Annotated in this window: 2 protein-coding genes; both read left to right on the top strand. The window is 40.1% G+C overall.

Annotation, left to right across the window (positions count from 1 at the left end; translation table 11 throughout):
- A partial coding sequence (locus CDG77_RS34670; protein WP_094333629.1) for an AIPR family protein occupies window positions 1-891 on the top strand: 891 nt, incomplete at its 5' end.
- A gap of 280 nt (window positions 892-1,171) precedes the next feature.
- Window positions 1,172-1,810 carry a hypothetical protein gene (locus tag CDG77_RS34675; protein ID WP_094333630.1) on the top strand — a complete coding sequence of 213 codons (639 nt, stop codon included), beginning with the start codon at window positions 1,172-1,174 and terminating at the stop codon, window positions 1,808-1,810.
- Window positions 1,811-2,147: the final 337 nt, after the last annotated feature.

The following is a 2,147-nucleotide window of genomic DNA, read 5'->3' on the forward strand; positions in this document are numbered from 1 at the left end:
AGAGTAAAAGTTACGATTCACATCGGATTGAGTGAAGAATCAGCCAAAGATATAGCCCTAGCTTCAAATACTACAACACCAGTAGATTCTCGCTCCAAAGTCAACGCTAGGGGTGATTACAAATTCATTAAGCAGTATTTAGCCCAGTTAGAACAGAAGGAAGATAGAAAATTCCGCATCGCTTATTATCAAAACCAAAGCGGCGCTCCCAGAAATGCCCAGTGCAATGTCACCCATTTGCTCAAGCTCCTTTACTGCCTCGACAGAAATAAATACAACCCCGACGGCAATAAACGAACCAAACACCCAGCAGGGATGAGTCTTCCAAGTAATATCACAGACGCAGAAAGAGAAAGATTAACCGCCTTACTGCCTCTCTTGACTCATGCTCTGTGGATAGAGCAAAGACTCTACGAAATAATCCAAGACTATATCAGCAACCCTAGAAGAAAGGGTGCTAACGATTTAGCTTCAATTGATATACGTAAAACGACGTTATTGCCTGACAGCAAGTATTCATTCGGGTTTGGTGCGCCAACTGACCTGGCACTACCGATAATTGCATCATATCGGGTATTTCTGGACAAGGACTATAAATGGATTATTCCTTTTAACGAATTCGCTGAAGATTTCCTCCAACACCTGTGGAATAACTATTTCCGTAAATACTTGGTGTCGGAAAAAACAGCAGGGAATACAGTCGGTACAAAAATCAGCCGCAATCAAGAGATTTGGGAAAGTCTTTATATATCGGCGCAAAGTTATCTAAATCAGCACTTGATGCAAATGGTCAATTCCAGTAAGGAAGAAGAATCGAAGGTGACACAAGGTAGTAGTAAGAGGGGAAAAGGGAAAAGGGATGAACTCAACGTGACTACTGTGCCTAAATAAATAGCTTTTTACCGTTCGATTAAGCGCTCACGGCGAAGCCTTTCCCCCTTTGCCCAAATCTTCTTGATAAAAACGCATGTGCTTATGAGCCAAGAAATGAATCTAGATTTCTTTTTTTACTCCTCTAAACTCAAATCAACCACCTCAAGAACATCAGGCAACCAGGGAACATGTTCAACAATCTTGTCTTGAGTTCGGGCTTTGTCTCTTGTTACAGTACCCCAAAGCTTACCTTTCTTGGTTAAATGCCAAATATTCTTCCGGTGTTGCAAACAGACTAATGCTAACTTATGAAAAATGGCTCAATTGTGTATTTGGTAGCTCTGTCAATCAAGTCCTTTCATCTTCCAGGTTAAATGAATTAGATGCAAATACAACTTTTGAATTTTTCTATACAACGTTATTACATTCAGGCTCCGAGCTTCTCCGTTTCTCAGATAAGCAAGTTAATAATGGTCTTTATCTAATGTTCAGTTCAAGTGCGAACATCATCTATGCCTTAAAGGAACCAAGCATTTCTGCTCAAGCTCGTACAGCAGCTATTCGTGCCATTAAGATTCTCTACACTAATTGTTTTGAAAAGAGAACACGACCTGTTCTAAGTCACCTGGATGAGCCAGGAGCTTCATCAATTAATTCTATTTGCTATATGTTGTGGGATATGACTCCCATTAATACTTGGGGCAATAAAGGGGACTGCGAGTATTTTGAATTAAGTCTAGAAGTCCTTGAATTTGCTCTTCACCTAAAAAATCCAGCTTGTATAGAGAGTGCCTTGCATGGGTTAGGGCATATGGGCAGTTTTGGAAGCAACCACCGAATTTACAGAATGATTGATGACTGGATTAAGCAAGCGCAAACAAGCCGTCCCGAGTTGCTACAATATGCTGCAATAGCACAACAAGGGTATATTCTATAATCAACTTCTGACAACAACCTTTTTTTTACAGTGATTTTTTATTTGTCGCTATGCCAAATTAATGTCATTGAGGGTGTAAAGCTTGCACTCCTTGAGCATTAAGCTTAGAAATAGCACCGGGAGCTTACAACCTATATCGACACAGCTTTGTTGCAAGCCTAAAGTGGGTAAGGCTTAACTCGATGACACGGATTTGTCTCAACGTAATTTAATTAGTCAATGTACAATAGTTAACGCACTGAAGTGCCGTTGAGCATTGAAATAAATGAATTCGCAAAATGAACTCCTAAAACAGCAGTTGATAGAAGCGATTTCTTGTCAGAATCTGCAAGAAATT

Source organism: Nostoc sp. 'Peltigera membranacea cyanobiont' 213 (assembly GCF_002245975.1).
GTDB lineage: Bacteria > Cyanobacteriota > Cyanobacteriia > Cyanobacteriales > Nostocaceae > Nostoc.

Coding starts and splice junctions, on each gene's coding strand:
- CDG77_RS34675 (WP_094333630.1), top strand. CDS start 1,172: ATGCTAACTTATGAAAAATGGCTCAATTGTGTATTTGGTAGCTCTGTC.